At 72.8% G+C, this 26,175-nt stretch carries 24 protein-coding genes and 2 tRNA genes; 21 read left to right on the plus strand and 5 right to left on the minus strand.

All coding sequences use genetic code 11. The annotated features are described in order from the left end of the window. Nucleotides 1–73 precede the first annotated feature (73 nt). The 4 genes from ACZ303_RS05360 (at nt 74) to ACZ303_RS05375 (ending at nt 3,889) form a co-directional block, all read left to right on the plus strand. Entirely contained in the window at nt 74–586 is a 513-nt protein-coding gene (locus ACZ303_RS05360) for a hypothetical protein (protein WP_467335253.1), read from the plus strand. A gap of 111 nt (nt 587–697) precedes the next feature. After that, a complete protein-coding gene (locus ACZ303_RS05365) occupies nt 698–2,017 on the plus strand; it encodes a glutamate-5-semialdehyde dehydrogenase (RefSeq protein ID WP_467335255.1) in 1,320 nt (439 codons plus the stop codon). Between the two features lie 50 nt (nt 2,018–2,067). After that, entirely contained in the window at nt 2,068–2,685 is a 618-nt protein-coding gene (locus ACZ303_RS05370; protein WP_467335257.1) for an SCO2584 family spore wall biosynthesis protein, read from the plus strand. A gap of 109 nt (nt 2,686–2,794) precedes the next feature. Further along, nucleotides 2,795–3,889 (plus strand): SCO2583 family membrane protein, encoded by a 1,095-nt coding sequence (locus tag ACZ303_RS05375; RefSeq protein ID WP_467335259.1) that lies wholly within the window; start codon nt 2,795–2,797, stop codon nt 3,887–3,889. 171 nt (nt 3,890–4,060) lie between these two features. Here ACZ303_RS05375 and ACZ303_RS05380 read toward each other — a convergent pair whose 3' ends face one another. Continuing rightward, the gene (locus tag ACZ303_RS05380) at nt 4,061–5,209 is read right to left on the minus strand and encodes a M48 family metallopeptidase (protein WP_467335261.1); all 1,149 of its coding nucleotides are present in this window, start codon (nt 5,207–5,209) and stop codon (nt 4,061–4,063) included. 89 nt (nt 5,210–5,298) lie between these two features. Between ACZ303_RS05380 and ACZ303_RS05385 the strand changes: the two genes are divergently transcribed. The 10 genes from ACZ303_RS05385 (at nt 5,299) to ACZ303_RS05430 (ending at nt 11,961) form a co-directional block, all read left to right on the plus strand. Continuing rightward, nucleotides 5,299–5,469, plus strand: a complete 171-nt coding sequence (locus tag ACZ303_RS05385) for a hypothetical protein (protein ID WP_467335263.1) — start codon at nt 5,299–5,301, stop codon at nt 5,467–5,469. 92 nt (nt 5,470–5,561) lie between these two features. Then, nucleotides 5,562–5,726 (plus strand): hypothetical protein, encoded by a 165-nt coding sequence (locus ACZ303_RS05390; RefSeq protein WP_467335264.1) that lies wholly within the window; start codon nt 5,562–5,564, stop codon nt 5,724–5,726. Nucleotides 5,727–5,781: 55 nt separating this feature from the next. After that, complete coding sequence (gene nadD, locus ACZ303_RS05395; protein ID WP_467335266.1) at nt 5,782–6,387, plus strand: nicotinate-nucleotide adenylyltransferase; 606 nt, start codon at nt 5,782–5,784, stop codon at nt 6,385–6,387. A 52-nt stretch (nt 6,388–6,439) separates the two neighbouring features. Beyond that, nucleotides 6,440–8,074, plus strand: coding sequence for an LCP family protein (locus tag ACZ303_RS05400; RefSeq protein ID WP_467335268.1), 1,635 nt, complete (start codon nt 6,440–6,442; stop codon nt 8,072–8,074). Between the two features lie 99 nt (nt 8,075–8,173). Further along, nucleotides 8,174–8,605, plus strand: coding sequence for a ribosome silencing factor (gene rsfS, locus ACZ303_RS05405; RefSeq protein ID WP_467335270.1), 432 nt, complete (start codon nt 8,174–8,176; stop codon nt 8,603–8,605). Beyond that, the gene (locus ACZ303_RS05410) at nt 8,602–9,267 is read left to right on the plus strand and encodes a histidine phosphatase family protein (RefSeq protein WP_467335803.1); all 666 of its coding nucleotides are present in this window, start codon (nt 8,602–8,604) and stop codon (nt 9,265–9,267) included. Before rsfS ends, ACZ303_RS05410 begins: the two co-directional genes overlap by 4 nt. 125 nt (nt 9,268–9,392) lie before the next feature. Continuing rightward, nucleotides 9,393–9,465, plus strand: a tRNA-Ala gene (locus ACZ303_RS05415). A 118-nt stretch (nt 9,466–9,583) separates the two neighbouring features. Then, nucleotides 9,584–9,817, plus strand: a complete 234-nt coding sequence (locus ACZ303_RS05420; RefSeq protein ID WP_130877703.1) for a hypothetical protein — start codon at nt 9,584–9,586, stop codon at nt 9,815–9,817. 62 nt (nt 9,818–9,879) lie between these two features. After that, a complete protein-coding gene (phsA, locus tag ACZ303_RS05425; RefSeq protein ID WP_467335272.1) occupies nt 9,880–11,730 on the plus strand; it encodes an O-aminophenol oxidase PhsA in 1,851 nt (616 codons plus the stop codon). 158 nt (nt 11,731–11,888) lie between these two features. After that, nucleotides 11,889–11,961: transfer RNA gene (locus ACZ303_RS05430), tRNA-Ala, on the plus strand. Nucleotides 11,962–12,027: 66 nt separating this feature from the next. On the opposite strand, the gene ACZ303_RS05435 is transcribed toward ACZ303_RS05430, so the two are convergent. Next, nucleotides 12,028–13,542, minus strand: coding sequence for an NADH-ubiquinone oxidoreductase-F iron-sulfur binding region domain-containing protein (locus ACZ303_RS05435; protein ID WP_467335274.1), 1,515 nt, complete (start codon nt 13,540–13,542; stop codon nt 12,028–12,030). Further along, complete coding sequence (locus ACZ303_RS05440; RefSeq protein WP_467335276.1) at nt 13,539–14,255, minus strand: hypothetical protein; 717 nt, start codon at nt 14,253–14,255, stop codon at nt 13,539–13,541. The genes ACZ303_RS05435 and ACZ303_RS05440 overlap by 4 nt, the downstream gene beginning before the upstream one ends. Nucleotides 14,256–14,626: 371 nt before the next feature. Here ACZ303_RS05440 and leuS point away from each other — a divergent pair, with 371 nt between their 5' ends. From leuS to ACZ303_RS05470, 6 genes are all read left to right on the plus strand, one after another. Further along, nucleotides 14,627–17,473, plus strand: a complete 2,847-nt coding sequence (leuS, locus tag ACZ303_RS05445; protein WP_467335277.1) for a leucine--tRNA ligase — start codon at nt 14,627–14,629, stop codon at nt 17,471–17,473. A gap of 190 nt (nt 17,474–17,663) precedes the next feature. Continuing rightward, complete coding sequence (locus ACZ303_RS05450) at nt 17,664–18,392, plus strand: hypothetical protein (RefSeq protein ID WP_467335278.1); 729 nt, start codon at nt 17,664–17,666, stop codon at nt 18,390–18,392. A gap of 93 nt (nt 18,393–18,485) precedes the next feature. After that, nucleotides 18,486–19,331 (plus strand): DegV family protein, encoded by an 846-nt coding sequence (locus ACZ303_RS05455; RefSeq protein ID WP_467335280.1) that lies wholly within the window; start codon nt 18,486–18,488, stop codon nt 19,329–19,331. A 244-nt stretch (nt 19,332–19,575) separates the two neighbouring features. Then, nucleotides 19,576–20,346: a ComEA family DNA-binding protein gene (locus tag ACZ303_RS05460; RefSeq protein ID WP_467335282.1), complete on the plus strand. Its 771-nt coding sequence runs from the start codon at nt 19,576–19,578 to the stop codon at nt 20,344–20,346. A 323-nt stretch (nt 20,347–20,669) separates the two neighbouring features. Then, on the plus strand, nt 20,670–23,177 hold the full coding sequence (locus tag ACZ303_RS05465) for a ComEC/Rec2 family competence protein (RefSeq protein WP_467335805.1): 2,508 nt from the start codon (nt 20,670–20,672) through the stop codon (nt 23,175–23,177). Between the two features lie 34 nt (nt 23,178–23,211). Then, complete coding sequence (locus ACZ303_RS05470) at nt 23,212–24,027, plus strand: arylamine N-acetyltransferase family protein (RefSeq protein ID WP_467335283.1); 816 nt, start codon at nt 23,212–23,214, stop codon at nt 24,025–24,027. A 1-nt stretch (nt 24,028) separates the two neighbouring features. On the opposite strand, the gene ACZ303_RS05475 is transcribed toward ACZ303_RS05470, so the two are convergent. Next, nucleotides 24,029–24,256, minus strand: coding sequence for a hypothetical protein (locus ACZ303_RS05475; RefSeq protein WP_467335807.1), 228 nt, complete (start codon nt 24,254–24,256; stop codon nt 24,029–24,031). 165 nt (nt 24,257–24,421) lie between these two features. On the opposite strand from ACZ303_RS05475, the gene holA reads away from it, so the two are divergent. Continuing rightward, a complete protein-coding gene (holA, locus tag ACZ303_RS05480; protein ID WP_467335284.1) occupies nt 24,422–25,408 on the plus strand; it encodes a DNA polymerase III subunit delta in 987 nt (328 codons plus the stop codon). Between the two features lie 324 nt (nt 25,409–25,732). On the opposite strand, the gene rpsT is transcribed toward holA, so the two are convergent. Beyond that, nucleotides 25,733–25,999, minus strand: a complete 267-nt coding sequence (rpsT, locus tag ACZ303_RS05485; RefSeq protein WP_467335286.1) for a 30S ribosomal protein S20 — start codon at nt 25,997–25,999, stop codon at nt 25,733–25,735. Nucleotides 26,000–26,175 lie beyond the last annotated feature (176 nt).

Consider the following 26,175-nt stretch of genomic DNA (forward strand, 5'->3'; position numbering starts at 1 on the left):
CGGGACACAGCGAGAACAGGCACCACAGGGCTCCGCCGACGCGCGCGGAGCGGGGAACAACAGGAGGCCGCCGGTGAGACGAGGGCGCCCAGGGGCGCTGCCCCGAGGTGGGGGCACTCCCACCCACGCCCGCAGGGCCATGGGGGAGGAGCGCACACTGACCAGCGTCGGCGCGGGCCCGGACCGGGCGGAGGGCGGGCAGACGGATCCGGCCGCGGCCACCGCGGTCGGGGAGAACGGCGAGGTGTCCCGGCTGTGGCACATCACGCTGAGCGTCTCCGGCGCCGAGGCGCCGCTGGCCGAGGTCCGGCGGGCGCTGGAGAAGCTCGCCCACGACCACCCCTTCCTGCTGACCAGCCGCTACGCCAACGATCACGCCGAGATCCGCTACTGGGAAGAGGCCCGTGATCTGCACGACGCGGCGGCCGTGGCGCTGCGGCTGTGGGGCGAGCACCGCCAGACGGCCAAGCTCCCGCCGTGGGAGATCGTCGGCCTGGAGGTCATCGACCGGGAGACCTATCACCAGCGCATCGCGGAGGGCTACGGCCCGCTGCCGGCCACCCCGGTCGGGGTGCACCCCTTCTGACCTGCGCATGACGCCCTCTTGGACGCCTCCGGCGGCCCCCGATGGGCTCTGATGTCCCACAGACTGGAATACGGGGTGGCTCCGGCGCGCCACGCGGCTAGGCTGCGGACCATGAGCAGCGTCTTCCCCTCCCCCCTCGCCGATCCGATGCCGCAGTCGCCCGTACTGCGCGCGGCCTACCGTGCCCGTGCGGCGGCCGCCGACCTGGCGCCACTGCCGCGCTCGGTGAAGGACGAGGCGCTGCTGGCCATCGCCGACGCCCTGGAGGTCCGCACCCGGGAGATCGTCGAGGCCAACGCCGAGGACGTCGAGCGCGCCCGCGCCGCCGGGACCAGCGAGACCGTCATCGACCGGCTGACGCTCACCCCCGAGCGGGTGCGCGCCATCGCCAAGGACGTCCGCGACGTCGTCGCCCTGCCCGACCCGGTCGGCGAGGTCGTCCGCGGCTCCACGCTGCCCAACGGCATCGACCTGCGCCAGGTGCGGGTACCGCTGGGCGTGGTCGGGATCATCTACGAGGCCCGGCCGAACGTCACCGTCGACGCCGCCGCCCTGTGCCTGAAGTCGGGCAACGCCGTGCTGCTGCGCGGTTCCTCCTCCGCGTACGCCTCCAACACCGCCCTGGTGCGCGTCGTGCGCGACGCCGTCGGCGGCGCCGGTCTGCCCGCCGACGCGGTGCAGCTGGTGCCGGGCGAGAGCCGCGACTCCGTACGGGAGCTGATGCGCGCCCGCGGCATGGTCGACGTGCTGATCCCGCGCGGCGGTGCCTCGCTGATCCGTACGGTCGTGGAGGAGTCCACCGTCCCGGTGATCGAGACCGGCACCGGCAACTGCCACGTCTACGTCGACGCCGAGACCGACATCGACATGGCCGTGGACATCCTCATCAACTCCAAGGCGCAGCGCCCCAGCGTCTGCAACTCCGCCGAGACCCTCCTGGTCCACCAGGACATCGCGGCGGACTTCCTGCCGAAGGCCCTCGCCGCGCTGGCGAAGGCCGGTGTGACCGTGCACGGCTGCGAGCGCGTCCTCGCCCTGGCCCAGGGCGGCCCGGCCACCGTCGTCCCCGCGACCGTCGAAGACTGGGAGACCGAGTACCTCTCCTACGACATCGCCGCCGCCGTCGTGGACAGCCTGGACGCCGCGGTGCGGCACATCCGGCTGTGGTCGTCCGGGCACACCGAGGCGATCGTCACCACGTCGCAGGCCGCGGCCCGCCGGTTCACCCAGCTGGTGGACTCCACGACCGTCGCGGTCAACGCCTCGACGCGTTTCACGGACGGCAGCCAGTTCGGCTTCGGTGCCGAGATCGGCATTTCCACGCAGAAGCTGCACGCGCGCGGGCCGATGGGCCTGCCGGAGCTGACGTCGACCAAGTACATCGTCACGGGCGACGGACACGTGCGCGGCGGAGCGCCCGCCGGAAGCTGAATTCCCGTACCGGCTGCGCGGATTGGCCGCTTCGGGGCTACGCTGGTCGGGTGCCGGACGACGTGGGGGGCCAGCCGTTCCCGGACGGCGAGGAGCCCGACAGCAACCGCAGCAGGGACGACGCGTTCGCCTCCGTGGTCTTCGACGAGGAGTTCGTGCGGTCCGCCGCGATCCACGAACCGACGGCGGTCGAGCGCATGCTCGCCGCCGCCCAGGCCCGTGCCGATGCCGAGGCGTCCAGGTCCCGGGCGGGCGGCGGCCCCGCCGACGACGACACCTATGACTACGACGACCTCTTCGAGGACGGCCCCGGACCCGGCCATCACACGGCCCGCCCGGGCCGCTGGCCGGGCCTGACCCACGACCTCGACCCCGACGACGCCTACGGTCCGTACGGACGCTACGGCGCCGCCCGCCGCCCCTACCGGGGCCATCCGCGCTGGCACCGCCCGGTCGCCTGGGTGCTCGCCGTCCTCATGGGCATCGGCGTGGTGGCCCTCGCCTTCGCCGCCGTATACCGCAGCGCCTCCTCCGGCGGGCGGCCCAGTTCCGATCCGCCGCCCGCGACGACCGGAGTGGACGCCCCGGCCGAGCAGCGGCCCGGCCCGCTGCCATCCGTCTCGGCCGATTCCGAGCCCCCGGTGGCCTCGGCGGCGCCCCGCCTGTAGACCCCGCCGACCAGCGGTGACGTAGGTGCATGCGGCACCCGGAATATTGCTCACAACTTGTCGTGTACCAGCGCGTTTACCAAGCGCCCGGCGGACCTACTCTTGAGGTATGGACGGGCCTGGAGACCCACCTGAGGGGACGCCCGAGGGTGTCCCGGGAGGCGGGGAGGACGAGTACCGATCCGTCGTCTTCGACGAATCGTTCGTCCGGGCTGCGCGCCTTCAGGAGCTCTCCGCGAACGAGCGCATGGGCGACCACGCGCTCGCTGTCCGTAACCGCCATCTGTGGACGCGCGTCAGCACCTCCCGCCAGGTCCTCGTCCTGGTGATCCTGATCGCCCTCGCCTTCGGCACGGCCGTCTACATGGGCCTGCGCCACCCGTACAAGGACGCGGCCGTGCCCGCCGTGGAGTCGCTGCGCTCGACGCTCGTCCCGCTCGCGCCCCGCGACGCGGTGCCCGGCGGCACGGCGGCCGAGCTGTTCGAGCACAGCCCGGCCGCGCAGTTCCGGCACGGCCCCGAGGGGGTGACGCTGCCCGCCGCCCGCAGCACCTCGCACTTCTCCGAGAGCCAGGTCATGGCCGCGCTCGCCGCCGCCAAGGAGTACACGGTGAAGTCCTCCCTCGACCCGGCCGTGCTCACCGGCGGCGGCCAGCGCGGCGTGCGGCTGCTGCTCGATCCGGAGCAGCTCGACCAGTTCGACCGCAGCTTCGACCACCCCGCCGACGACGGCCGGCACGCCGCCACCGCCTGGCTGGTCCGCTTCGACCCCACCCAGGTGGCCCTCGTCGACACACCCATACGGACGCAGGGCGTCTTCTCCGTGACCGAGACGGGCGCCTCCACGCTGGAGGTGTCCGGCGACCACACCTTCGTCTACGCCCTGCGCCCGGCCGCCGCGGGCGGCGACCAGAAGGCGGGCGCGGACCGGGCGTCGCTCTTCACCGTCCGCCGGGAGCTGCGCTTCCGCTTCGACCGCGACGGCCTCCAGGAACACCACCTGACCGTCCTGCAGAGCCGCCTCCAGGCCGGCCCGGAGTCCTGCTCCGCCGACGACGAGGTCTACCTCCGCCCCCTCCTGGCCGGCCAGCACGCCACGGCCGAGGGCCCGACCGGCACGGACCCGTACGCGACCGGCCAGACGACAGCCGCGGTCTGCGGCCGCCTGGCGGACAGCGCCCAGCCGAGCATGCCGCGGCGCTGAGGCCGGCAGCTGATCAAGCCTGTCCGGGGGGACCTCCCAGCGGTAGCCGGGGGAGTTTGAGGACCGGAGCCCCGGTTACGGGAAGGGGCGGGTAGGGGAAGAGGAGCCCCCACAGAACCCCCGCGGCCCGCAGCCACCCCCGGGGGCCCGGAAAGCCCCCCAGACGCCCCCTCAGCCTCCCTTGGGCCCCTCCTCGGGCCCACGATCCCGGGACGCACCCCCGGAACCCCCGGACCCCTCCTGGCCCCCACCAGAAGGCGGCCGCGAACCCCAAAACGAATCCCGCAGCCGACCGCCGAGGTCACCCGCCCCACCCGCGATGTCCCGCACCAACCCCATCAGCGGATCCTTGCTGGACCGCACCGACTCCGCGTAATGGTTCGCCGACTCCCGGAAGGAGTCCGACACGGACGTGTCCTTGTCCTCCGACCGCCGCGGGTAGTGGCCGTCCATGATCCGCTGGTGATCACGGCTCTCGGCCCACTTCTTCAGCTCCGCCGCCCGCACCGTCGTGAAGGGGTGCGACCGCGGCAGTATGTTCATGATCTTCAGGACGGAGTCGCGCAGATCGCCGCCCGCCTCGTACTCCTCCGCCTGCGCCAGGAACGCGTCCACGTTCATCTCGTGCAGGTGGTTGCCGCCCGCGATCTTCATCAGGGCGCGCATCGACGCCTTCAGGTCCTGGCCCACCAGCAGCCCGGCCCGGTCCGCCGACAGCTCCGACTTGCGGAACCACTCGCGCAGGGCCGTCACGATCGCCATCACGGCGATGTTCCCCAGGGGGATCCACGCCACCTTGAGCGCGAAGTTCGTCAGGAACAGCAGGATCGTGCGGTAGACGGCGTGGCCGGAGAGGGCGTGGCCCACCTCGTGGCCGACGACGGCCCGCATCTCCTCCTCGTCCAGCAGCTCCACCAGGCCCGTGGTCACCACGATGATCGGCTCGTCCAGGCCGATGCACATGGCGTTGGGCTGGGGGTCCTGGGTGACGTACATCGGCGGGACCTTGGGCAGGTCCAGGATGTAACAGGCGTCCAGCAGCATCGTGTGCAGATGCGGGAACTGCTGCTCGCCGACGCGCACCGAGTCGGACAGGAACAGCAGGCGCAGGCTGCGCTCCGGCAGCAGCCCGCTCAACGCCTTGAAGACCGTGTCGAAACCGCTCAGCTTGCGCAGCGCCACCAGGGCGGAGCGGTCAGCCGGATGCTCGTAGGCGCGGGAGGAGATGTCCGGGAATCGCTTCCGCTGCCGACCGGGCAGCCGCTCGTGTCCCTCGCCGGAACCGCTCCCCGACGTGCGGTCGCTGGTGCTGTCGCTCATCAAGACCCCCTCAGTGGGCTGATCATGGCCCGTCCCCCGGCTACCGACCCCACAGTAAGCGCTGCCACCGACATGGCTACCGTGGAGACATGCCCGACATGAACGCCTTCGCCGCCCATCCCGCTCTCAACGAGTTCCTCGCCGTCTCCAAGGGCGACCAGGGGCCGGGTGCGCTGATCCGCACGGTCCTCGTCGTCGGCGTGATCGGCATCGTCTTCCTCGCCTGGTTCCTGCTGCGCGGTTACGGCAAGAAGGACTGACGCGTGGAGTCGGCGTGAGCCCGCTCGCCGCCCCCGCATACGATGTGGCAGAAATCTCTGCCCGATCCCATCCCGGATAGGTCCTGCCGAAGATGACCGCTTTCACGTCAGCCCACGCCGCCCTGACCACGCTCGCCTCCGAGGGCGAGCACGTGGACACCCACCAGAGCATCAGCCCGTACATGACCGGCGGCGGCGCCCTGGTCATCCTGCTGCTGCTGGTCTGGATCACGACCCGCTTCAACCGCGACCGCTGAGCGCACCGGTCCCTGCGGGTTCGGCGGTCCGCCACGCCCAGTAGGGTCTGCACGCATGGGAGAGCAGACAGGGCCCGTGAAGCGGCGGCTCGGCGTGATGGGCGGGACATTCGACCCGATCCACCACGGCCACCTGGTCGCCGCCAGCGAGGTGGCCGCGCAGTTCCACCTGGACGAGGTGGTCTTCGTACCGACCGGGCAGCCGTGGCAGAAGAGCCACAAGACGGTGTCACCGGCCGAGGACCGCTATCTGATGACGGTGATCGCCACCGCCTCCAACCCACAGTTCTCGGTCAGCCGCATCGACATCGACCGCGGCGGCCCGACGTACACCACGGACACCTTGCGCGAGCTGCGTTCCCTGAACGACGACGCGGACCTGTTCTTCATCACCGGTGCCGACGCGCTGTCGCAGATCCTCACCTGGCGGGACACCGAGGAGCTGTTCTCGCTGGCCCACTTCATCGGTGTGACCAGGCCCGGTCACATACTGGCCAATCCGGGGCTGCCCGAGGGCGGTGTCTCGCTGGTCGAGGTGCCCGCGCTCGCGATCTCCTCCTCCGACTGCCGCACGCGCGTGGCGCAGGGAGATCCGGTCTGGTACTTGGTCCCCGACGGTGTGGTGCGCTACATCGACAAGCGCAAGCTCTACCGCGACTGAGCGGCCGAGCCGCTTTAGCGACCGAGCACTGACAGGGCACTGAGGGGCACTGGTGAACGACCGACAGGATCCGTACGCGCAGGACCCGTACGGGCGGCAGCCGCAGGTGTACGGCTACGACGCCTACGGTCAGCCGGTGTACCACCCGAACGCCCCGGAGCGCGTCTACGACCAGTACGGGCAGCCGGTCCAGCAGCAGCCCGCCCAACAGGAGCCGGCGCCCCAACAGCCCGTACAGCAGCAGGACTACGGCTACGGCGGGCACGGCGGCTACGACCCGTACGTCGCCCAGCAGTACGGGCAGCAGCAGCCCGCACCGCCCCAGCAGCGGACGCAGCAGCAGGAGTGGATCCCGCGGCAGTCGGGGCCGCCCGCGCACGAGGAGACCCGCCCCGAGCCGGACGAGGCGCGCCCCGAGCCGGAGGACGCGCGACAGGGCGAGGCCGTGCCGGAGTACCGCACCGAGCAGTTCTCGTTCATCGAGGAGCCGGACGAGGACTCCGAGGACGTCATCGACTGGCTGAAGTTCAGCGAGAGCCGTACCGAGCGGCGCGACGAGCGCAAGCGCAAGGGCCGCAACCGCGTCGTCGGGCTCGTCGTGGTGCTCGTCCTCGCGGTGGCGGCGGTGGCCGGCTATCTGTGGTTCGAGAGTGCGCGGGACGACAAGGGACCGGCCGCGGGCGGTGCGCAGAAGCGTGACGTGATCGTCGTCCATCTGCGGGCGATCAAGGGCGGCGACAGTTCCACGGCCCTGCTGGTCGACAACGAGACCGCCAAGAAGGGCACGACGGTCCTGCTGCCGAACTCCCTCGCCATCGCCAAGGAGGGCGGCGGTTCCACCACCCTCGGCAAGTCCGTGCAGGACGACGGCACCGGCGCGACCCGTGACGCCCTCAACACCCTGCTGGGTGCCGACATCAAGGGCAGCTGGCGGCTGGACACGCCGTATCTGGAGAACCTCGTCGAGCTGGTCGGCGGGATCACGGTCGACACCGACACCGACGTGCCCGGCGCCAAGCCCGGTGACAGCCCGCTCGTCCGCAAGGGCGCCGCCCAGAGCCTCAGCGGACAGATGGCCGTCGCCTACGCCACCCACCGCGCGCCCGGTGAGGCACCGGACAAGCAGCTGACGCGCTTCGGCGAGGTGATGCGGGCGGTGCTGAAGAAGCTCTCCAGCGAGCCCGGCGCGGCCACCCGGACCGTGGACGCGCTCGCCCAGATCCCCGACCCCTCGCTCTCGGTCGAGCAGCTCGGCGCCTCCCTGGCCCAGCTGGCGGCGCTGGCCAAGAAGGGCTCGTACGACACCGCCGTGCTGCCCGTACAGCCCGACGGCACGCTCGGCGAGCAGGCGACCGACAAGGTGGTCAAGGAAGTGCTCGGCGGCACCGTGAAGAACACCGACAAGAACGCCGCGCCCCGGGTGAGCGTGAAGAACGCCACAGGCGACAAGAACGCCACCGGAACCGCGACGGTCACCCTCGTCAACGGCGGCTACACCGTCATCGACGGCGGCTCGGCGGGCACGGGCGAGGCGGCGTCCGCGGTGACCTTCGCCGACGACGCGCGGGCGGCGGAGGCCAAGGAGGTCGCCAAGACCCTGGGCCTTCCGGCGGGCGCGGTGAAGAAGGCCAAGGGCGCCGGGAACGCGGATGTCACCGTGGTCCTGGGCAAGGACTACAAGCGCTGAGCGGGGTCCGGGAGGGCAGGGCCGAAATGCCCAGGAGGACCGGTGGCCGGTCGTGAGACCCTTGACAGGTACTGACCCTCTTTAGCGAAAGCATGGCTTGTGACCGCCACGGACCGCTCCATCGAGCTCATCAAGGCCGCCGCTCAGGCGGCCGCAGACAAGCTCGCGCACGACATCATCGCCTACGACGTCAGCGACGTCCTGTCGATCACCGACGCCTTCCTGCTGGCCTCGGCCCCCAACGACCGCCAGGTCAAGTCGATCGTCGACGAGATCGAGGAGCGGCTCAACAAGGAGCTCGGCGCCAAGCCGGTGCGCCGTGAGGGCGACCGCGACGCTCGCTGGGTGCTGCTCGACTACGTCGACATCGTCGTCCACGTCCAGCACAGCGAGGAGCGCGTCTTCTACGCCCTCGAGCGGCTCTGGAAGGACTGCCCGGAGATCGACCTGCCCGCCGACGCCCTCGCCACCCGCGGCAAGGCCGAGGAGCACGCGAAGGCGCAGGGTGACCTGGACGGTGAGCTGAGCTGAACGCCGGCAAGGACCCCCAGGGCACCGGCAGGGGCCGCCGCATCGTCCTGTGGCGGCACGGCCAGACCGCGTGGAACCTGGAGCGCCGCTTCCAGGGCACCACGGACATCGAGCTGACCGAGACCGGCGTCGCGCAGGCGCGCCGGGCCGCCCGGCTGCTGGCCGCGCTGCGGCCGGACGCGATCGTCGCCTCCGACCTCAGCCGGGCCAGGGCCACCGCCGCCGAGCTGGCGGCGGTCACGGGCCTGCCGGTCGCCAGTGACGCCGCCCTGCGCGAGACGTACGCGGGCGTGTGGCAGGGCCTCACGCACGACGAGATCATCGCCCGCCACGGCGAGGAGTACGCCGCGTGGAAGCGCGGCGAGCCCGTACGGCGCGGCGGCGGCGAGCTGGAGACCGAGGTCGCCGACCGGGCCGCCCCGGTCGTCCTGGCCCAGGCCGACAAGCTGCCCGACGGCGGCACGCTCGTCGTGGTCAGCCACGGCGGCACCATCCGCACGACCATCGGCCGGCTGCTGCGCCTGGAGGCCGCCTCCTGGGAGTCGCTCGGCGGGCTCACCAACTGCTGCTGGTCCGTGCTGGGCGAGGGCGCGCGCGGCTGGCGGCTGCTGGAACACAACGCCGGGACCCTGCCCGAGCCGGTCCTGGGCGACGACGACTGAACGACGGCCGAACGACCGCCGGACGCCGCCCACGGCCCGATTTCACATCCGGGCAGGTCACAGGCTAAAGTTCTTCTTGTTCGCGGGGAACGCGGAGGGAAACCTCCGGGGGAACCAAGAACAGCGGGGCTATAGCTCAGTTGGTAGAGCGCCTGCATGGCATGCAGGAGGTCAGGAGTTCAATTCTCCTTAGCTCCACAATCACGACGATCCCGTCTCCCTCACTGGGAGGCGGGATTGTTGCTGTTCGGGCGGGGTCCCGTGGCAGAATCGGACGGCCGGGAGCGGACGGGGCCGAAGGGGAACGTACTGACCCATGGGTGCACACAGCCGGAAGTGCGACTGGTGCGGCAGCGGCACGCCGATCGTCCGCGACATGGAGCCGCTCAACTCCGCCTACCAATACTGGTGCGTGGAGTGCGCGCGGGCGCTGATCATAAAAGGCGACCCGATCGAGACCTACCGTGAGCTGGAAGGCGAGCCGATCTACGGCCGGCTGCTCGACGAGCACTGCGCCCTGAAGCGCTTCTACTCCTTCGCCAGAGCCTGACCGGAGCCCGATTTTTCCGCGTCACCCGGCAACCCTCGTCGTGGGCCGCGCGTCCCTCAGGGATGAGAGCTGCCGCCGGGAACGGCCGGCGGCACGGGGGAAGCGATGGAGGTCACCTGGTGACCGAGACAGCGATCAGCCCTGCGCGCGAAGAGGAAGCGGCGGCCGAACTCACACCCTTCCTCGACGCCCTGCGCGTACCGCCGGTGCTCAGGCCCGGCCGCACCGAGGCCCTCGACGGCATCGAGATCGATCTGACCGCCACCTGGGTCCGGCTGCACTCACAGCTGCCGCCCACCCGGGTGTGGACCTACGAGGGCCATTTCCCGGGTCCGACCATCGAGGTGCGGCGCGGCCGCCGGCTGCGGATCGCCTGGTCCAACCGCCTCACCGGCGAGCATCCGGTGACGGCCGTCGAGGCCGTACCCGCGCCGGACGGGCCGCCACCGGGTGACGTACCGGGCCGCGGCGGCGCCGAGCCGCTCGCCGAGGTGGCCGCGCTGCCGCCGTGGACGGTGACGCACCTGCACGGCGCCCTCACCGGCGGCGGAAACGACGGCTGGACGGAGAACGCCGTCTCGCCGGGCGACAGCCAGCTCGCCGAATATCCCAACGACCACCGGGCCGTCGCCTGGTGGTACCACGACCACGCCATGGACATCACCCGGTGGAACGTCTTCGCCGGCCTCGCCGGGATGTACCTCGTCCGGGATGAGGAGGAGGACGCGCTGCGGCTGCCGCACGGCGACCGCGAGATCCCGCTGATCATCCAGGACCGCAACCTCGACCTGGACGAGGACGGCCGGCTCACCGGCCGGCTGCTCCACAAGACCGTCGTCGTCGGCAAGGACGCCCACGGCAAGAACGTCACCCAGGCGTTCAGCGGCCCGTACACCCTCGTCAACGGCGTCATCTGGCCGCACCTGGACGTGACGGCCCGGTGGTACCGCTTCCGGCTGCTCAACGCCGCCAACGCCCGCACCTTCGACCTCCGGCTGATCGACGAGGAGAGCGGCGAGCCGGTGTGCGACGCCGCCTGGCAGATCGGCACGGACGGCGGGCTGCTGTCCCGCCCGCTGCCGCTGGACGGGCCGCTGTCCGTGGCGCCCGCCGAGCGGATGGACCTGCTGGTCGACTTCGGCCGGCTGCGAGGGCGCCGGATCCGGATGGTCAATGTCGCGCCCGGAGTGCGCCATCCGCAGGTGATGCAGTTCCGGGTGGGGAGGGAGCCGGCGCGCGACTCTTTCGTGCTGCCGCGGGTCATCTCCAGCTCGTTCCGGCGCATCACCCACGAGAGCGCGCCGGAGCACGGCCACCGCTTGGTCGCCCTCGTCCCGCCGGGCACCCCGGGCAACGCCCACCCTGAGATGTGGGAGATGCACCCCGTCGAGCCGGGGCGGGTGCCGGTGCCGGCCGAGGGCGTGATCCAGCTCAAGGGCGCGAACGGCACGGTGCGTACGTACCGGCGGGGCGCCCGCGCCTTCGACGACGCGCTCGGCTTCATGGTCGGGCACGACGCGTGGGAGCAGTGGAGCTTCCTCCACCTCGGCGGGCCCATGCACCCGATGCACATTCACCTGACCGACTTTCAGGTGCTCAGCCGCGATCTCTATCCGGCGGGCGCGGGCGGGCCGTTCGATCCCGCCCTGGGCGGCACCCGGTCCCCACTGGAGCACGGCGGGCGGATGCCGGTGTCGGACGGCGACGCCGGCTGGAAGGACGTCGTCCAGGTGCCCGCCGGACAGATGGTCAATGTGATCGGCCGCTTCCACGGCGCCAAGGGGCGGTTCATGTACCACTGCCATCTGCTGGAGCACGAGGACATGGGGATGATGCGGCCCTATGTGGTGATGCCGCCCGAGGTGCTGAAGTTCCACCACGGGGATGCCGGTGGGCACCATGGCGGCCACTGAATAGGTGATAAGGGGCAAAAGGGATGTCAGGGGGCTGGTGCTACCCGCCGGCCCCCTCGTTCAAGCGTCGGGGGGCAAGTGATTTGGCAGATGGGGGGGAGCTCCGTGTAATGTACTCCGTGTCGCCAGGGAAACCGGGCGGCGGAAAAACAGAACAAGGGGCTATAGCTCAGTTGGTAGAGCGCCTGCATGGCATGCAGGAGGTCAGGAGTTCAATTCTCCTTAGCTCCACAGCGAATGAGAGGGTCGTCCGGAAACGGACGGCCCTCTCGTCGTTCGGCGCTCCTCGTGCGAGGGCTAGCGTTCCCGGTCGAGCCGCAGGGCGAGCGCCGGACAGCGCCGCACGGCCCGCAGCGCACGGCCTCGCAGGTGCGTCGGCACGCCCGCGTCCGCGAGCGCCGGATAGCCGTCCGGCCCCAGGCGTACGAGCTCGGGCAGCAGCCCCGCGCACAGCCCGTGCCCCTCGCACAGCGTCCAGTCCACCGCCAGCCGCTCGCCGCTCTCCGGGCTCCCCGGGCCCGCTCCGGCCGCGAAGGGCAGCGGGAGCACCCCCGCCGTGCCGCGCCCGCAGCCGCCGCCCAGGACGTGCGCGGCCAGGTCGTCGGTGAACGCCGACAGCGCGGTCAGCGTGAAGCGCGCCGACCCGTCCGGGTGCCCGCACGCCCCGCGCCCGCGTAAGGACCCCGCCGCCTCCCGTACGGCCTCCAGGGCACCTCTGCCACCTCCGGCCACCACGTCCGCCAGCGCCCCGGCCACCGACGGCAGGCCGAGCCGGCAGGGCCCGCACTGTCCGGCGGACTCGGCGGCCAGCCAGTGCGCCACCCGGACCGCCTCGCCGAGGGGGCAGGTGTCCGCGGGCAGCGGCAGCACCGCACCCGCGCCCAGCGCGCCGCCGCAGGAGGCCAGGGCGTCCTGGGAGACCGCCGCCGCGTACGCCGTCGGCGCGTCCAGCCACGCGCCGTGGTAGCCGCCGGTGAGCACCCCCTGGAGCGCCGGATCGGCGCCGCACGACCGCAGCACGTACGACATCGGCACCCCGCTCGGCGCCTCGACGACCCGCGGCTCGGGCACCCCGCCGGAGACGGTGAGCAGCAGGGTGCCCGGCTCGGCCGTGGTTCCGGTGGTGGCGTAGCGGTCGGCGCCCAGGCGGGCGGCGAGGGCGAGTTGGGCGTACGTCTCGGTGTTGGACAGCAGCGTCGGTGCGCCGCCGAGGCCCTCGTCGGAGGCGCGTCCGTGCCGGCCGGGCGGCAGCGGGGGCCCGCCGTCGGCGGCCCGCAGCAGGGCGGAGGACTCGCCGGAGACCAGTCGCTCGGGCAGGCGCACCACCCGGGCGCGCAGCGCCCGGCCGCGCCGGTCCGCGAGCCCTCGCTCGGCCAGCGCCTCCCGGACCGACTCCTCGGTGGCCGGCCGGGTGACGCCGACGACCAGGGTGTTCGCCCCGAGCGCTTCGGCGGTCAGCAGGGCGCCGTCCAGGACCAGGTGCGGGGCGCGCGCGAGGAGGACGGCGTCCTTGCGGCAGGCGGGCTCGCCCTCGCAGCCGTTGACGACCACCGCCGGGTGGACGCCGCGGCGCCGCGCCGTGCGGCCCACCGCCGTCAGCTTCCGGGCGAAGGGGAAGCCCGCGCCGCCCCGGCCGCGCAGCGCCACGGCCTCGGCCAGCTCGGTCAGCTGCGCCTCGGTGAGCTGGGGCATCGAGCCGTGCACGGCCAGGTGGGCCCTGCGGTCCAGGCGCGCCGCCGTGTCGAAGCCCGCGGTCAGGCGGGGCAGGCCCAGGGTGAGGACGTCGGGCACGGTGGGGAGCGGGGCGCTCATCGGGTACGGCCCGGGGAGCCGTGCGAGGACCGTCCGAGCGCGGGCGGCGCGGAGCGGGCGCGGGAAGCGCGGGGGAGGGGCACGGGGGTCCGGCCGCGCGGGGCGGCGTGGGCGCCCGGCGTGGAGAGGGCGGATGGCGCCGGCGCCGGCGGGGCCGCGCCGGCGGGCTCGGCCTCGGACGCGCCGCGGCGGCGCGCGCGTACCAGCCGGAAGACCAGCGCGCCGGCCACCGCCGTCAGGCACAGCCCGTAGCACGCGGTCACCCAATTCGCCGGGGGGCGGCCGGAATTGAGGCCGTGGAGCACGGCGGCGCACCAGGCGGGGTAGGCGCAGGCGTGGAGCGCGCGCCAGCGGTGGGCGGCGCGCCCGTTCCCCGCGAAAGCGCTCCGCAGTGCTCCGGTCGCGCCGGCGAGCACCATCAGATACGCCGCGAGCGCGCCCAGCCCGATCAGCCCGCCCGCTCCCCGTACCCCAGAGGAGAACGGCAGCAGGGCGGCGGTGGCCGAGGTGTGGGCCTCCGCGACCTTGACGCCGATGTGTACCAGGAGGAAGCCGAGCGCGCCGACGGCGGTCGCGCGGTGGACGGCCTGGGCGAGCAGCCGGGCGCGCGGAGTGAGGAGCAGCCGGTCGGCGGCGATGAGCCCCCAGACGACAGTGGCGGTGAGCGAGACCAGGGTGAGGACTCCACCGGTGTGGTCGAGGAAGCGGTTCATGACCCCGCACGCTAGGCAGCGGCGCGGGAGCGCCGGGTCCGCTTCGCGCAACACCGGTGCGGCGGGTGGTCGCGCTGCTAACGTTTGTTCGTTCGGGCCACGTGGGGTGACTGACAGGTGACCTTGCGTGTGCGGCCGTCGGGCGGTCGCCGGCCCGGGAGCCGCCGCCGCCTCCTCCGTGCGGGCCCTTCGGCCCCTGCGGTAACCTGACCCCATGCGTGCCGTACGCCTTCTGCTTAGCGGGCCGCGCTGATCAGTACCGACCGGTGACCTCGGTCGGCATCGGCGCGGCGTCCCCTCCTGTGCGAGGGGATTTTTCATTTCCGCAAGTGCCGCAGGTAGAGACGACGATCGATGGAGCTTTGAGGACGATGAGCGAGACCAACACCGCCGCCGAGGTGGCTGCCCCGCACCGCTATACGGCCGCGCTGGCCGCTGACATCGAGGCACGCTGGCAGGACTTCTGGGACGCGGACGGCACCTACGAGGCGCCCAACCCCAGCGGTGACCTGGCGGGCGATCCGGCGGTCGTCGCGCGGCCCAAGAAGTTCATCATGGACATGTTCCCGTACCCCTCCGGCGCGGGCCTGCACGTCGGCCACCCGCTGGGCTACATCGCCACCGACGTCTACGCGCGCTACCACCGCATGACGGGCCACAACGTCCTGCACACCCTCGGCTTCGACGCGTTCGGCCTGCCCGCCGAGCAGTACGCCGTGCAGACCGGCACCCACCCGCGGGTCTCCACCGAGGCCAACATGGAGAACATGAAGACCCAGCTGCGGCGGCTGGGCCTGGGCCACGACAAGCGCCGGTCGTTCGCGACGATCGACCCGGAGTACTACAAGTGGACCCAGTGGATCTTCCTGCAGATCTTCAACTCCTGGTACGACGAGGAGGCGAAGAAGGCCCGGCCGATCAGTGAGCTGGTCGCCCTCTTCGAGAGCGGCGAGCGTGAGGTGCCGGGCACGCGCGCGTGGAGCGAGCTGACGGCCGGCGAGCGCGCCGATGTCCTGGGGCAGTACCGCCTGGCGTACGCCTCCGACGCGCCCGTCAACTGGTGCCCCGGTCTGGGCACCGTGCTGGCCAACGAGGAGGTCACCGCCGACGGCCGCTCCGAGCGCGGCAACTTCCCCGTCTTCAAGTCCAAGCTGCGCCAGTGGAACATGCGGATCACCGCCTACGCGGACCGCCTGATCGACGACCTGGACGCGCTGGACTGGCCCGAGGCCATCAAGCTCCAGCAGCGCAACTGGATCGGCCGCAGCGAGGGCGCCCGCGTCGCCTTCCAGGTCGCCGGCCACGACGAGAAGATCACCGTCTTCACCACCCGCCCCGACACGCTCTTCGGCGCCACCTACATGGTGCTGGCCCCCGAGCACGAGCTGGTCGACACGATCGTGCCGGCCGCGTGGCCCGAGGGCACCAAGGACGCGTGGACCGGCGGCGCCCACACCCCGGCCGACGCCGTCGCCGCGTACCGCAAGCAGGCGCAGTCCAAGACCGACGTCGAGCGCCAGACCGAGGGCAAGGACAAGACCGGTGTCTTCACCGGCGCGTACGCCATCAACCCGCTGACGGGTCAGCAGGTCCCCGTCTTCGTCGCCGACTACGTCCTGATGGGCTACGGCACCGGCGCCATCATGGCCGTACCCGGCCAGGACGAGCGCGACTGGGAGTTCGCGACCGTCTTCGAGCTGCCGATCGTGCGGACGGTCCAGCCGCCGGAGGGCTGGGAGGGCGAGGCGTACGGCGGCCAGGGCCCGGCGATCAACTCCGCGAACGACGACATCGACCTGAACGGCATGGACGTCGACGAGGCCAAGCGCACCGTCATCGCCCACCTGGCCGAGCGCGGCATCGGCGAGGGCACCATCAACTTCCGCCTGCGCGACTGGCTGTTCAGCCGCCAGCGCTACTGGGGCGAGCCCTTCCCGATCGTCTACGACGAGGACGGCGTCGCCCACCCGCTGCCCGAGTCGATGCTCCCGCTGGAGCTGCCTGAGGTCGAGGACTACTCGCCGCGCACCTTCGAGCCCGACGACGCCGACACCTCCCCCGAGACCCCGCTGTCCCGCAACGAGGACTGGGTCAACGTCGAGCTGGACCTGGGCGACGGCGTCAAGCGCTACCGCCGCGAGACCAACACCATGCCCAACTGGGCCGGTTCCTGCTGGTACGAGCTGCGCTACCTCGACCCGCGCAACGGCGAGCGGATGGTCTCCGCCGACGCCGAGCAGTACTGGATGGGCCCGCGCGAGGGTCAGCCGCACGGTGGCGTCGACCTGTACGTCGGCGGTGCCGAGCACGCCGTGCTGCACCTGCTGTACGCCCGCTTCTGGTCCAAGGTCCTCTTCGACCTGGGTCACATCTCCTCGGCCGAGCCGTTCCACAAGCTCTACAACCAGGGCATGATCCAGGCGTTCGTCTACCGCGACGGCCGCGGCATCGCCGTCCCGGCCGCCGAGGTGGAGGAGCGCGACGGGAAGTTCTTCCACCAGGGCGAGCCGGTCAGCCGGGTCCTGGGCAAGATGGGCAAGTCCCTGAAGAACGCCGTCACGCCGGACGAGATCTGCGCCGAGTACGGCGCCGACACGCTGCGCCTGTACGAGATGGCCATGGGCCCACTGGACGTCTCCCGCCCCTGGGACACGCGCGCCGTCGTCGGTCAGTACCGGCTGCTCCAGCGCCTGTGGCGCAATGTGGTCGACGAGGCCACCGGCGAGGTCACGGTCGTCGACACCGACGCCGACGAGGCCACGCTGCGCGCCCTGCACAAGGCCGTCGACGGTGTCGGCCAGGACATGGCGAACCTGCGCTTCAACACCGCCATCGCCAAGGTCACCGAGCTGAACAACTTCGTGACCAAGCTCAGCGAGGTGCCCCGCACCGTCGCCGAGCGGCTGGTGCTGCTGGTCGCGCCGCTGGCCCCGCACATCGCCGAGGAGCTGTGGCGCAAGCTGGGCCACACCGGCTCGGTCGTCCACGAGGACTTCCCCGTCGCCGACCCGGCCTACCTGGTCGACGAGGCCGTGACCTGCGTCGTACAGATCAAGGGCAAGGTCAGGGCGCGGCTGGAGGTCGCCCCGTCGATCTCCGACGAGGACCTGGAGCGGGTGGCGCTGGCCGACCCGGCGGTCGTCGCGGCGCTGGGCGGCGCGGGCATCCGCAAGGTGATCGTCCGGGCGCCGAAGCTGGTCAACATCGTCCCCGCGTAATGCCGGGGGCGGGCTCGGGGACGGCCTGGGGGCTCGTCCCTGAGGGTTGTCCCTGAGGGTTTGTCCCTACGGGCAGGTTGGGGGTTCCTCCGGAACCCTCGGCCTGCCCTTTGCGTTTACGGTGGAGGGGTAGCCGCCGATCTGCTGTCCCGTTCGCCCTTTCGCCCGCCGACCTCGCTGAGGAGCGCCCATGGAAGCCGTGGCCGTGATCGTCGCGTTGATCTTCGCGATCCTCGTCGCACTCGGCGTGTTCGCCACGGTCAAGACCGTGCGCGCGGTCAAGCGCGGCGTCGACCACACGGTCACCCAGGCCCGCCGGACCGTCGAGGACACCCGCCTCAAGGCCAGGCGGTACGCACAGCCCGGCCCGGCCGGCGAGGTCGCGCAGCTGCGCCTGTCGCTGCGGACGTCCATGCGCGCCACCCAGGAAGCGCTGGCGGTCGCCGCCCCCGAGGACCCCTCGCTGTCCGAGGCGCTGGCCCTCTTCCAGCGGCTCAGCAACCACGGCCGTGAGCTGGACGAGGAGCTCAAGCGGCTGGAGAGCGAGCCCGACCGGACCAGGATCGCCGCGTGCCTGCCCGGACTGCGGGAGCGCACGGAGCGGGTGCGGGACTCGGCGGACTCGCTGCGGTTCGCGGCGCAGGACCGGGCCAAGCGGTTCGCCGAGGACGACCTGGAGACGCTGAGCGGCCAGATCCGCATGGAGGCCGGAGCGCTGCGGCACTGGACGACCGACGAGCCGGAGGACGCCCCGACCGCGCCGCCCGCGGGGCGGTCCGGCGCCCGCGGGGAATCGGAGCCCGGTCCCGGCGCGGCGGCCGGAGAGGCGCCGGAACGGCCCGCGATCACCGGGCGCCAGGCATGGCAGCAGCCCGGCTACTCCTGGCAGAAGACCGGCCGCCCCGAGAGCACTACCTGACCGCCTGCCCCGCTGTCCGGCGGTCGGCCGGGATGATCACGCGTACGGGGCTCGTACTGCCGCCGGAGCGCCCCGGCGGGTAACCTCCGGAACATGTCCCGCCACGTCGCTGTCGTCACTGATTCCACGGCCTATCTGCCGCAGCAGGCGATGCGGCGGCACGGCATCACGGCCGTGCCGCTGACGGTCGTCCTGGGTGACGAGGCGCTCGAAGAGGGCACCGAGATCTCGGCCCGCTCCGTGGCGCAGGCCCTGCAGAAGCGCAGGCCGGTGACGACCTCACGACCCGGGCCCGAGGTCTTCGCCGCCGCCTATCGCGCGGCGGCCGAGTCCGGCGCCGAGGGCATCATCTCCCTCCACCTCTCCGCCGAGTTCTCCGGCACGTACGACGCGGCGGTCCTCGCGGCGCGGGAGGCGTCCGTGCCGGTGCGGGTCGTGGACACGGGCATGGTCGCCATGGCCCTCGGCTTCTGCGCGCTGGCCGCCGCGGAGACCGCGGACGCGGGCGGCACCCTCGACGAGGTGGTCGCCGCCGCGGAGAAGCGCGCACAGGGCACGACGGCGTACTTCTACGTCGACACCCTCGACTACCTCCGCCGGGGCGGCCGGATCGGCGCCGCCCAGGCGCTGCTGGGCTCGGCACTGGCCGTCAAGCCGCTGCTCCAGCTCGACGACGGCCGCATCGAACTGCGCGAGAAGGTCCGTACGGCGTCCAAGGCCATCGCCCGCCTGGAAGAGATCGCCGTGGAACGGGCGGGCGCCGCGCCCGTCGACATCGCCGTCCACCACCTCGCGGCCGCCGACCGCGCGACGCTCCTCGCGGACCGGCTGCGGGAGCGGGTGCCGGGGCTGGTGGACCTCCACGTCAGCGAGGTCGGGGCGGTCATCGGGGCGCATACGGGGCCTGGGTTGTTGGGTGTGGTGGTCGCGGCGCGGTAGGGGGTTGGGGCCTGGGGAGTCGCGGGGGCTGTGGGGCCCGGAGAGGCTCGTTCGGGTGACCGGGTTATCCACAACTGCCGGGTTATCCACGGAATTTGAGCCGCTTCAGCGGGATTCCGGGAATGTGCCTACGGTCGTCGGCATGACAGATCACTCGGATCGCTTGGACCGCCCGGATCGCTCGGATCGCCCGCATCGCCCGGACCTGCCGCAACGCGAGCGCGCGGCGATGCTGTTCCCGGGCGTGCCGGCGCCTGTGCGCGGCAGCCCCGACCCGCCCGGAGTCGGCGAGGACCGGCCCAATCCCGGCCGGAGCCACGCCGGTTGGCGGGTCGCCGTGTGGGAACGGCTGCCGGTGTGGGTGCAACTGCGGTGCGGCATCGAGCCCAGGACGCTTGCCGCGCTCGCGGTCGTGCTGATCGCCGCGTGCGTTTTCGCCGGGTACCACTTCTGGGCGGGCCGTCCCCAGGCCGTACGGGCACCCGAGCGGCGGCTGCCGGCCCTGGCGGCGGTACCGGCCACGGCGCCGGCGCCGACTCCGCCCGCGACCGGCCCCGGCCACGTGGACCGGCCCGGCGGGAGCGTGGTGGTGGACGTGGCGGGGAAGGTGCGGCGTCCCGGCATCCAGCGCCTGCCGACCGGTTCGCGGGTCGTCGACGCGCTGAACGCGGCCGGGGGAGCCAGGGAAGGCGCCGACACGACGGGCCTCAATCGCGCTCGCGTGCTCACCGACGGCGAACAGATCGTGGTCGGCTCGCCCGTGGCGGCGGCCCCGCCGCCCCTCGGCGCCCAGGGAGCCACGGGTGGGCCGGGGCACCCCGCCGGACCGGTCAGCCTCAACACCGCGACCGTCGAACAGCTCGACTCCCTCCCGGGCGTCGGCCCGGTCCTCGCCCAGCACATCCTCGACTACCGCACCCAGCACGGCGGCTTCCGCTCCGTCGACGAACTCCGCCACGTCAACGGCATCGGCAGCCGCCGCTTCACCGACCTGCGCCCACTGGTCCAGCCATGAGGCGGGCGGGGGGAGCGGGTGAGGCGGGCACTTCCGAGGGGTTCACGGGAATCGGGGACGCAGCGGGGGCGGGCGCGGGCGGCACAGGCGCAGGGGCTTGCCCAGGTCCCGGCCCTGGCTCCGGCTCCGGCCCTGGCTCCGGCCCTGGCTCCGGCTCTGGCCCTGGCCCTGGCCTCGATCCTGGCCCCGGCCCTGGCTCTGGCCCCGATCCCGGCCCTGGCTCTGGCCGTGGTCCCGGCTCTGGCTCTGGCCCCGATCCCGGCCTCGGCCCCGGCCTCGATCCTGGCCCCGGCCGTCCCGAGGATAGGCCGGACGGGCTGCCCCTGGCACCGGATGAGGCCCCAGCGTCGGACGTCTCAGGGCCCGATGTCTCCCCGTCCGGTGCCACCCCGCCGCCCCAGGACGTCCCGGCCGACCTTCGGCTGGCCGTGCCGGCGGGCGCCGCCTGGCTGGCGGCGGCATGGGCGCTGACAGCGGACGGGACAGCCGTCGCCCTGGCCGCGGCCGCCGCCGTGCTCCTGGCGTGCGCGCTGCTCGTCAGAGCCCGGCGTCCGAGACGTACAGCACCGCTCCATCCGACGAGACATGCGGCGTCGACATCACCCCGACGGACCGATGCGGCCGTTGCCGCTGCCACCGTGCTGCTGTGTGCCGTGGCAGGCGCGGCCGCGGGCGCCCTGCGGGCCGCCGACACCCATCGGGGGCCGCTGCCCGGGCTGGCCCGGCAGTACGGTGAGGCCACCGTCGAGGTGACCGTCACCGGGGACCCACGGGCCACTCGCCCGCACGTGCGGGGCGCGGCGCGCGCGGCGCCCGCCGTCGTGTTCGAGGCCGAAGCGACCCGAGTGACCACCGGGCACGGCACGACGGCCATCCGTACGCCGGTCCTGGTGATCGCCCACCCGTCATGGCGCGGGCTGCTGCCGTCGACCCGTCTCCGCGTCGAAGGCCGGCTCGCCCCGCCGTCGCGCGAGGGTGACCGCGTCGGCGCCGTCGTCCGCGCCGGCCACCACGCCTCACCGGAGGTGATCGAGCGGCCCTCGGCCCTTCAGCGCACCGCCGCCCGGCTCCGCGCCGGTCTGCGCACCGCCACGGACGGCCTCTCCCCGGACGCCCGCGCGCTGCTCCCCGGGCTGGTGGTCGGCGACACCTCGCGCATCCCGCCCGACCTCGAAGTCGCCTTCCGGGCCACGGACCTGACGCATCTGCTGGCCGTCTCCGGCAGCAACCTCGCCATCCTCATCGCGGTGCTGATCGGGCCGCCGCACCTCGCCACCCGCGCCGAGCGCCGCGGGCTCGCCGCCCGGCTGGGGATCCCGCTGCGGGCGACGGCGGTGCTGGGCGCCTGTCTCGCGCTCGGGTTCGTCATTGTGTGCCGCCCGGAGCCGAGCGTGCTGCGTGCCGCCGCCTGTGGCCTGGTCACGTTGGCGGCCATCGGTACGGGCCGGCGCCGCAGTCTGCTTCCCGCGCTCGCGGCCGCCGCACTGCTGCTCGTCCTCTACGACCCGTGGCTCGCGCGCAGTTACGGCTTCCTGCTGTCGGTCCTGGCCACCGGCGCCCTGCTGACGATCGCACCCCGCTGGGGCGCGGCCCTGCGGCGGCGCGGGGTGCCGCCCCGCGCGGCGGAGGCCCTCGCCGCGGCGGCCGCCGCGCAGGCCGTGTGCGCGCCGGTGATCGCCGTGCTGGCGGCGAGGGTGAGCCTGGTGGCCGTGCCGTGCAATCTCCTCGCCGAGGCGGCGGTCGCCCCCGCCACCGTCCTCGGGTTCGCGGCTCTCGCCGTCGCGCCGTTCGCCATGCCCGTCGCCGAGGGACTCGCCTGGCTCGCCGGTTGGCCCGCTTCCTGGGCCGCGACCGTGGCCCGCACGGGCGCCGGCCTGCCCGGGGCGGAGCTCGGCTGGCCGGGCGGCTGGGCCGGCGGACTGGCGCTGGCCGCGGTCACCGCGACCGTCGCGCTCGCCGCCGGGAGAGTGCTCCACCGCCCCTGGCTGTGCGGCGCCTGTGCCCTGCTCCTGCTGGTCGCGATCGTCCGTCCGGCACCCCTGACCCGGGTCGTCACCGGCTGGCCACCGCCCGATTGGCGCTTCGCCGCATGCGAAGTGGGGCAAGGGGACGCCTTGGTCCTGGCGGCGGGCGAGGGCACCGCCGTGGTGGTGGACGCGGGCCCCGAGCCGCGCGCCGTCGACACATGCCTACGCGCCCTGGGCGTCGAGCGGGTGCCGCTGCTGGTGCTCAGTCACTTCCACGCCGACCATGTCGACGGTCTGCCCGGGGTCCTGCGCGGCCGGGCTGTCGGGGCGATCGAGACGACGCCGTTCGCGGAGCCGCCGGGCCAGGCGGCGTTCGTGCGCCGTGAGGCCCAGCGCGCGCACGTCCCGGTCGTGGAGGCCGTACCGGGGGAGCGGCGAAGTCTCGGCGACCTGTCCTGGGAGGTGCTGTGGCCGCCACCCGCGGGAACGTCCGTCCTGGCCGAGGAGAGCCCCAACGACGCCAGCGTCACCCTCCTGGTGCACAGCGCCGGCCTGACCCTCCTCCTGCTCGGCGACCTCGAACCGCCCGCTCAACAAGCCCTGATGGAGGCACACCCCGGACTGCCCCCGGTCGATGTGGTCAAGGTCGCCCACCACGGTTCCGCCTATCAGGACCCGCGGCTGATACGGATGATCCATCCGCGGCTGGCTGTTGTCTCGGTCGGGGCCGACAACCCGTACGGCCATCCTTCACCCCGCACGGTCGCCGCGCTGGAGGCGCAGGGCGCGACGGTTCTGCGCACCGACACGGACGGGCCCGTCGCGGTGACCGACGAGGCCCTGGCCGTCACGGGAAGGCCATGACACCTCTCACCCAAGGACAAGGGACAACCGACTCATGACCGACATCGACATCGACGCCTACCTGCAGCACATCGGCGCCGACCGCCCCGCTGCCCCCGACCTGGCCGCACTCCGAGAGTTGCAGCTCCGCCACATGCGCGCCGTGCCGTTCGAGAACCTGTCCATTCATCTCGGCGAGGAGATCGTGCTGGACGGTGAGGCCCTCGTCCGCAAGATCGTCGAACGGCGGCGCGGCGGCTTCTGCTACGAACTCAACGGCGCCTTCGCGCAGCTGCTGACGGCGCTCGGATACCGGGTGACGCTGCTCGCGGGGCGGGTGAGGCTGCCGGAGGGGTTCGGGGTGCCGTTCGACCACCTGGCGCTGCGGGTCGACCTGCCGGAGCTGCCGGAGCCCTGGCTGGTGGACGTCGGGTTCGGGCAGCACAGCCACTACCCGCTCGCCTTCACCGACCGGGGCGATCAGTCCGACCCCGCCGGAGTCTTCCGGATCGCCGAGACGGAAGAGGGCGATCTGGAGGTGCTCCGCGACGGCAGGGTGCAGTACCGGCTCGAACAGCGGCCGCGGATCCTGGCCGACTTCGAGAGCGCCTGCTGGTGGCACCGCACTTCGCCGAAGTCCCTGTTCACCCAGTCGCTGGTCTGCTCCCGCCTGACCGAGGCCGGTCGGGTCACCCTCAGCGGCCGTACGCTCGTGACCACCGACGCGACGGGCCGTCAGGAACGGGAACTGACCGACGCCGACGTCCTGCCGGCCTACCGGACCCACTTCGGCATCGAGCTGGACCGCATACCCGAGGTCGGCGCGCCCGACGCCCACGCCGCGCGGACGGCGGCCGCGCGGGAGCGGTGACTCACTCCGCTTCGAGCCAGCCCTCGTACTCCTCGGCCAGCTCACGGAGGGCTTCCGCGTCGAGGGCGCCGCGGGGGTCCTCCAGGACCACCAGCCACTGCGCGTCCTCGGCGTCGTCCTCCCCCGCGAGGGCCTCGCGCACGATCTGCGGCTGCTCGTCCAGCCCGAACCGCTGGACGGCCTCGTCCGCGACCTCGTCGGCGGCGTCGCGGTCGGGGAGCACCAGCAGATGCCGTACGGGATCGCCGGCGTCGAAGGCGGGCGAGGCGGGCGAGGAGGAGGCCGGGTGGGGGCCGGGAGAGGAGGGGGAAGCGCTGCTCACCCGATCATTGTGCGATACGCGCGGGCGGGCGCCGGAGCGGGAGTGTCAGTAGCGCGTGGGATGCTGGACGCGATGGCCAGGAAGACTGCAACAGACGACCCGCTCGCCCCCCTCACGCTCGCGGTGGGCCAGGAGGACCTCCTCCTGGACCGTGCCGTGCGGGAAGTGGTCGCGGCCGCCCGTGCCGCCGACGCGGACACCGATGTGCGCGACCTCACCCCCGACGCGCTCCAGCCCGGCACGCTCGCCCAGCTGACCAGCCCGTCGCTGTTCGCCGAGCGCAAGGTCGTGGTCGTGCGCAACGCCCAGGATCTGTCCGCGGACACGATCAAGGACGTGAAGGCCTATATCGGCGCACCCGTCGAGGAGATCACCCTCGTCCTGCTGCACGCCGGTGGCGCCAAGGGCAAGGGACTGCTGGACGCCGCCCGCAAGGCCGGCGCCCGGGAGGTCGCCTGCCCCAAGATGACCAAGCCGGCCGACCGCCTGACGTTCGTCCGCCAGGAGTTCCGCGCGACCGGCCGCTCCGCGACCCCCGAGGCGTGCCAGGCCCTCGTCGACGCGATCGGCAGCGACCTGCGGGAGCTGGCCAGCGCCTGCGCACAGCTCGTCGCGGACATCGAGGGCACCATCGACGAGTCCGTCGTCGCCCGCTATTACACGGGCCGCGCCGAGGCGTCCAGCTTCACCGTCGCCGACCGGGCGGTCGAGGGCCGGGCGGCGGAGGCCCTGGAGGCGCTGCGCTGGTCGATGGCGACCGGCGTCGCCCCCGTGCTGATCACCAGCGCGCTCGCCCAGGGCGTCCGCGCCATCGGCAAGCTCGCCTCGGCCCCCCGCGGCGCCCGCCCCGGTGACCTGGCCCGCGACCTCGGCATGCCGCCCTGGAAGATCGACCGGGTGCGGCAGCAGATGCGCGGCTGGTCGGCGGACGGCGTGGCGGCCGCGCTACGGGCCATCGCCGAGGCCGACGCGGGCGTCAAGGGCGGCGGTGACGATCCGGAGTACGCCCTGGAGAAGGCGGTCGTCGCGGTGGCTCGCGCGGCCCGTAGTCGATCTTGATTCGCCCGTGCCCCACCTCTTCCCGTAATCGGGGCCCCGTCCCTGCGCCGAGCCCAGCCGCAGCCGGCGATTGAGGCCGAAGGGGGCCCGGAGGCTTGCCCCCGGTTCCTGGAAGAGGCGGGTCCAGGGGAAACGCAAAGGCCCCGTGCCCGCCCTGGGGAAGGGCAGGCACAGGGCCTTCGAGGTGATTCTGTGAGCCGTCGGGCTCATGCCGCACCCGCGTGGCGAACGACCGAGTGCGGCGAGAGGTGCCGGTTCGGAGCGGTAGAGAGGGTCCGCTGATTCCTCACCGGCGAGGCCCGGGGCTCACGCCCCGGAAAGGCTTCAGGCCTTGAGGGACGCAGCCTGCTTGGCCAGCGCCGACTTCTTGTTGGCGGCGGCGTTCTTGTGCAGGACACCCTTGCTGGCAGCCTTGTCGAGCTTCTTGCCGGCAGCGGCAACGGCCGCGGTGGCCTTCTCGACGTCGCCGGCGAGGAGCGCCTCGCGGGCCGCGCGGACAGCGGTCTTGACCGAGGACTTGACGGCCTTGTTACGCAGGCGCGCCTTCTCGTTGGTCTTGTTCCGCTTGATCTGGGACTTGATGTTCGCCACGAAAGAGCCTTTTCAGGTTCGTCGGATTTCGATGAGTGCGTTCGTGCGACCCGGCTCGTACATGAATGCACGAGAGGGCACGAGGCACAGTGGACCAGGCTACCAGCAGCGACTCCGACCGCCCAAACCGGACCGTTGCCGCCGCTCGTGGGACCATGGGGGAGTCGTATACCCGA

The sequence above is a fragment of the Streptomyces sp. NPDC023527 genome (genome assembly GCF_055560115.1).

Bases quoted from the DNA above. Each gene is read 5' to 3' on its own strand.
- ACZ303_RS05365 (WP_467335255.1), top strand. From the start codon at position 698: ATGAGCAGCGTCTTCCCCTCCCCCCTCGCCGATCCGATGCCGCAGTCG.
- ACZ303_RS05375 (WP_467335259.1), top strand. From the start codon at position 2,795: ATGGACGGGCCTGGAGACCCACCTGAGGGGACGCCCGAGGGTGTCCCG.
- ACZ303_RS05380 (WP_467335261.1), bottom strand. From the start codon at position 5,209: ATGAGCGACAGCACCAGCGACCGCACGTCGGGGAGCGGTTCCGGCGAG.
- ACZ303_RS05385 (WP_467335263.1), top strand. From the start codon at position 5,299: ATGCCCGACATGAACGCCTTCGCCGCCCATCCCGCTCTCAACGAGTTC.
- ACZ303_RS05390 (WP_467335264.1), top strand. From the start codon at position 5,562: ATGACCGCTTTCACGTCAGCCCACGCCGCCCTGACCACGCTCGCCTCC.
- nadD (WP_467335266.1), top strand. From the start codon at position 5,782: ATGGGAGAGCAGACAGGGCCCGTGAAGCGGCGGCTCGGCGTGATGGGC.
- ACZ303_RS05420 (WP_130877703.1), top strand. From the start codon at position 9,584: ATGGGTGCACACAGCCGGAAGTGCGACTGGTGCGGCAGCGGCACGCCG.
- phsA (WP_467335272.1), top strand. From the start codon at position 9,880: ATGAGAGCTGCCGCCGGGAACGGCCGGCGGCACGGGGGAAGCGATGGA.
- ACZ303_RS05435 (WP_467335274.1), bottom strand. From the start codon at position 13,542: ATGAGCGCCCCGCTCCCCACCGTGCCCGACGTCCTCACCCTGGGCCTG.
- ACZ303_RS05440 (WP_467335276.1), bottom strand. From the start codon at position 14,255: ATGAACCGCTTCCTCGACCACACCGGTGGAGTCCTCACCCTGGTCTCG.
- leuS (WP_467335277.1), top strand. From the start codon at position 14,627: ATGAGCGAGACCAACACCGCCGCCGAGGTGGCTGCCCCGCACCGCTAT.
- ACZ303_RS05450 (WP_467335278.1), top strand. From the start codon at position 17,664: ATGGAAGCCGTGGCCGTGATCGTCGCGTTGATCTTCGCGATCCTCGTC.
- ACZ303_RS05455 (WP_467335280.1), top strand. From the start codon at position 18,486: ATGTCCCGCCACGTCGCTGTCGTCACTGATTCCACGGCCTATCTGCCG.
- ACZ303_RS05470 (WP_467335283.1), top strand. From the start codon at position 23,212: ATGACCGACATCGACATCGACGCCTACCTGCAGCACATCGGCGCCGAC.
- holA (WP_467335284.1), top strand. From the start codon at position 24,422: ATGGCCAGGAAGACTGCAACAGACGACCCGCTCGCCCCCCTCACGCTC.